Raw genomic sequence first — 4,745 nt, forward strand, 5'->3', positions numbered from 1 at the left:
TGCGGAAGACGACGCTCCACGGCGTGGTCCGGGGCGAGACGACACCCCACAGGAAGAGGAGGGCGATGACGACCGTGAGAAGGAAGCCCGGGTCGAGCGCGCGTTGGGCGGGTGTCGATGATGAGATCACCAAACCACCGGGGACGAACGTGGAATCTGCGAGCGGCTGATAGGCGAACCAGCCGAATGAGCCCGCACTCGCGGATTCCGTCGATATCCCGATCAATGCCAGGAACGTCGCCACCAGGAGGAGCAACGCGGTGATCGTGGCGGCGAAGCGCGGACCACGGGGATCGATGCCTTCGGGAGTGCTCATGTGTGCTCCGGTCCTCGCGCCTCAGACGGCGGCGACGGCTTCTGTGAGGGCGTGCGGGTGGGGAACCCCGTGGAATCGTGCGCGGACCGCGCCGGAACCGTCGACCAGGAACGTCGTCGGCGTCTGCAGCACCCGGTAGCGCGCGGAGAGATCGGGGCGATGGGTCAGGTCCACCTCGACGTGCGCGAGCCCATCATGACCGGACGCGTAGTCGTGCAGCAGGCGACGGACCTGCGGGCACCGCGCGCACATCTCGGTGCTGAACTGCACGAGGGTGGCGCGCGAGCCGAGTTCCGCCGACACGACATCTGCGGGGTCGAATCGAAGCGTCCCGCCATCGCGTCGCCGTCCGTCTCGACGTCGCAGGACGATGCCGATGATCGTCGCGAGCGCGAGGAGCGCCACGGCGACTCCGAGGGCGAGAGCGGGCGACATGTGTCGAGAGTACGTGCTCCGTCGGGGTGCCGATGCCGATGTTTCCGAGCATGACGAACCCCGGCCCCAACGCGGTGGCTCCGCCCGTGCCCGGGGCGGGGAAGGTATCGTGGCTGTCATGAGTGCAGCCGTCCCGACGCCCTACGAAGACCTGCTCCGCGATGTCCTGGAGACCGGCACGCACAAGTCGGATCGGACGGGCACCGGGACCACGAGTGTCTTCGGTCGACAGATCCGTTTCGACCTGTCGAAGGGCTTCCCGCTCATCACCACGAAGCGCGTGCACTTCAAATCCATCGCCTACGAGCTGCTGTGGTTCCTGCAGGGCGACTCCAACGTCGGCTGGTTGCGGGAGAACGGCGTCACGATCTGGGACGAGTGGGCGGACGAGTCCGGCGACCTCGGGCCGGTCTACGGTGTGCAGTGGCGGTCGTGGCCGACGCCTGACGGCGGCAGCATCGACCAGCTCTCCGAGGTGATCGAGCAGATCCGGCGTTCGCCCGATTCGCGCAGGCTCATCGTTTCGGCGTGGAACCCGGCTGACATCCCCGACATGGCGCTTGCTCCCTGCCACGCGCTCTTTCAGTTCTACGTCGCCGACGGCAAGCTCTCGTGCCAGCTGTATCAGCGCAGCGCCGACATGTTCCTCGGGGTGCCGTTCAACATCGCCTCCTACGCCCTGCTCACGATGATGATCGCGCAGCAGGTGGGGCTCGAGCCCGGTGACTTCGTATGGACGGGCGGCGACTGCCACGTCTACGACAACCACGTCGAGCAGGTGCGCGAGCAGCTGAGCCGTGAGCCGTTCGAATCCCCGACGCTCCGATTCGCGCGCAAGCCCGAGTCGATCCTCGACTACCGGTACGAGGACTTCGTGGTGGAGGACTATCAGCATCACGCCCCGATCCGCGCGGCGGTGGCGGTATGACCTGGGTCGGGCTCATCTGGGCCGAAGCCCACGGCGGCGTGATCGGCGCCGAGGGGGGCATGCCCTGGCACGTGCCCGAAGACCTGGCGCACTTCAAGGACGTCACGCTCGGGACGCCGGTGGTGATGGGGCGCAAGACCTGGGACTCGCTCCCTGAGCGATTCCGTCCGCTGGCCGGCCGTGACAACATCGTGGTGACCCGTCAGCAGGACTGGTCGGAGGGGGGCGCCCGCCGCGCAGCCACCGTCGCTGAAGCCGTCCGCGGCCTGGACCGGGTGTGGATCATCGGCGGCGCGGAGATCTTCCGTCAGGTGATCGGCGACGCCGACCGGCTCGAAGTCACCGAGCTCGATCTCGATGTCGACGGCGACGCGTACGCGCCGGCCAAGACCGGGTGGCGACTCGTCGACGAGGGGGAGTGGCAGACCTCCCGCACCGGCATCCGCTACCGCTTCCTCGGATACGAGCGCTGATGCCCACCGCTTTGATCACCGGCGCAAGCGCCGGACTGGGGGCAGAGTTCGCCCGCCAGCTCGCCCGCCGCCGCGCCGATCTCATCCTCGTCGCGCGTTCCGTGGCCGCGCTGGAGCAGCTGGCGACCGAGCTGCGCGGTGAGTACGGGGTGGCAGTCGAGGTGCTCCCCGCCGACCTGGTGGACGAAGCAGGGGTCGAGAGCGTCGCTGCACGGCTGCGCGACACCGCGGATCCGGTCGATCTGCTCGTGAACAACGCCGGATTCGGGTTGCCGCTCCGCTTCGCCGACAACGACATCGACGATGAGGTGCGGCATCTCCGGGTGCACGTCGAGGCGTCGATGCGTCTCATGCACGCCGCTCTGCAGTCCATGCGCGGACGAGGTGGCCGCATCATCAACGTGGCCTCCGTCGCCGGCTTCATCTCCCGCTCCACCTACTCCGCGTGCAAGTCCTGGCTGATCGGTTTCAGTCGATGGGCGAACGCGGAGTATGCGCGCGACGGGGTGAGTGTCACCGCCCTCTGCCCCGGATTCACGCACACCTCGTTCCACGAGCGGATGGGCCTCGCCGTGGGCGAGGAGGGCGTGCCCGGCTTCATGTGGTTGAACGCCCGCGACGTGGTCCGCACGGGATTGCGCGATGCAGCCCGTGGCAAGTCCGTGTCCATTCCGTCGCTGCGGTACAAGGCGATCGTGGCGTTGACGCGTGTGCTGCCGAGTTCGCTGACCTCGGGCGTCGCGCGACGCGGCCGTGTCTGAGGAGCGTCACCGCGTCCGCATGACCGCGACCCGAACCGATACGCTGGGTCTATGACGCACTCGGGCAACCCTTTCGGACAGGTTCTCGTCGCGCTCGTCACTCCGATGACGGCCGACGGCGAAGTCGATTGGCCCGCCGTCGAGAAGCACATCGATGACGTGATCACCGCGGGAGCGGACGGCATCGTCGTGACGGGAACGACCGGCGAGACCTCGACCCTGACGGACCCCGAGAAGCTCAAGCTCGTCGAGGTCGGCAAGTCCGTCTCGGCGGGTCGCGCCAAGATCATCACGGGCGGTGGGTCCAATGAGACCGCGCACGCCATCGAGCTCTACAAGGCCAGCGAGAAGGCCGGCGCCGACGGCATCATGATCGTCACGCCGTACTACAACAAGCCGACGCAGGCCGGCATCCTCACACACTTCCGTCTGGTCGCCGACGCGACCGACCTCCCGGTGATCCTCTACGACATCCCGGGCCGTACCGGAGTACCGATCAAGTACGAGACGATCCTGCGCCTCGCGAAGCACCCGAACATCCTCGCGGTGAAGGACGCCAAGGGCGACTTCTCCGAGGTGAGCCGCGTGCTCAACCAGACCGATCTGATGTACTTCTCCGGCGACGATGCGAACGTGCTGCCGCACCTCGCGATCGGCGCCACCGGGCTCATCGGCGTGACGGCGAACGTCGCGGCGGCGCCTTACCGCACGATCATCGACGCCGTGAACGCGGGCGACCTGGCGACGGCGACAGCCGAGCACAAGCGGCTCGAGCCGCTCGTGCGCGCTGTCATGACGCACGTCCCTGGAACCGTCGCCGCCAAGTACATCCTGCACGGGCTCGGACGCATCTCGAGCCCGCGCGTGCGGCTGCCCCTGGTCGGTCCCGAGGAATGGGAGGCCGCGCTCATCGAGGATGAGCTCGACCTCGTCAAGAACGTTCCCGGAGCCGACTTCTCGAACTTCCGCCCCGACCGCAATGCGGCTGCGGGTGGTGCCCTGCCGAAGGTGCACGGCACGACGCGCTGAGCCGCGTCCCCACGAACGAACGGACGCGCGGAGTGTCCGACTGAGGAGACAGCATGTCCATTCCCCTGGTAGAACCGGCCCCTCTCGCTGAAGGGACGTTGCGGGTCATCCCGATCGGCGGTCTCGGCGAGATCGGTCGCAACATGACGGCCTTCGAGTACGACGGCAAGATCCTGATCGTCGACTGCGGCGTGCTCTTCCCTGAGGAGCACCAGCCGGGCGTCGACCTGATCCTGCCTGACTTCGAGCCGATCCGCGATCGCCTCGACGACATCGTCGGTGTCGTGCTGACTCACGGCCACGAGGACCACATCGGTGCCGTTCCGTATCTGCTGCGTCTGAAGAGCGACATCCCGCTGATCGGTTCGGGCCTCACGCTCGCGCTGGTCGAAGCGAAGCTTAAGGAGCATCGCATCAAGGCCTTCACCCTCACCGTGAAGGAGGGCGAGCAGGAACGTGTCGGACCCTTCGATCTCGAGTTCGTCGCCGTCAACCACTCGATCCCTGACGCGCTGGCCGTCGCCATCCGGACGCCGGCCGGCATGGTGCTCGCCACCGGTGACTTCAAGATGGATCAGCTGCCGCTCGACGGCCGCATCACCGACCTGCGTGCGTTCGCCCGCCTCGGCGAGGAGGGCGTCGACCTGTTCCTCGTGGACTCGACGAATGCCGACGTCCCCGGCTTCACTCCCACCGAGCGCTCCATCGGCCCGGTTCTCGACCAGGTCATCGCCAAGGCGCCGCGCCGCGTCATCGTCGCGAGCTTCTCCAGCCACGTCCACCGCGTGCAGCAGGTCATCGCC

General features: G+C 67.5%; 6 protein-coding genes and 1 pseudogene. 5 read left to right on the top strand and 2 right to left on the bottom strand.

Annotated features, from left to right (window positions below):
- Positions 1–316, bottom strand: a pseudogene (locus tag ACNPM4_RS11385) (DUF4395 domain-containing protein); the annotation flags it as partial.
- Between the two features lie 21 nt (positions 317–337).
- Entirely contained in the window at positions 338–751 is a 414-nt protein-coding gene (locus ACNPM4_RS11390; RefSeq protein WP_262000814.1) for a thioredoxin family protein, read from the bottom strand.
- A 118-nt stretch (positions 752–869) separates the two neighbouring features.
- Between ACNPM4_RS11390 and ACNPM4_RS11395 the strand changes: the two genes are divergently transcribed.
- From ACNPM4_RS11395 to ACNPM4_RS11415, 5 genes are all read left to right on the top strand, one after another.
- Positions 870–1,679 carry a thymidylate synthase gene (locus ACNPM4_RS11395; RefSeq protein WP_105709791.1) on the top strand — a complete coding sequence of 270 codons (810 nt, stop codon included), beginning with the start codon at positions 870–872 and terminating at the stop codon, positions 1,677–1,679.
- Positions 1,676–2,152: a dihydrofolate reductase gene (locus ACNPM4_RS11400; protein ID WP_105709792.1), complete on the top strand. Its 477-nt coding sequence runs from the start codon at positions 1,676–1,678 to the stop codon at positions 2,150–2,152. Before ACNPM4_RS11395 ends, ACNPM4_RS11400 begins: the two co-directional genes overlap by 4 nt.
- Complete coding sequence (locus tag ACNPM4_RS11405) at positions 2,152–2,913, top strand: SDR family NAD(P)-dependent oxidoreductase (RefSeq protein WP_448985783.1); 762 nt, start codon at positions 2,152–2,154, stop codon at positions 2,911–2,913. The genes ACNPM4_RS11400 and ACNPM4_RS11405 overlap by 1 nt, the downstream gene beginning before the upstream one ends.
- Before the next feature lie 51 nt (positions 2,914–2,964).
- On the top strand, positions 2,965–3,942 hold the full coding sequence (gene dapA / locus ACNPM4_RS11410) for a 4-hydroxy-tetrahydrodipicolinate synthase (protein ID WP_029263611.1): 978 nt from the start codon (positions 2,965–2,967) through the stop codon (positions 3,940–3,942).
- 53 nt (positions 3,943–3,995) lie between these two features.
- Positions 3,996–4,745 (top strand): ribonuclease J (locus ACNPM4_RS11415; protein ID WP_448985784.1); only part of this gene is annotated, 750 nt, incomplete at its 3' end.

The organism is Microbacterium umsixpiens (assembly GCF_053543675.1).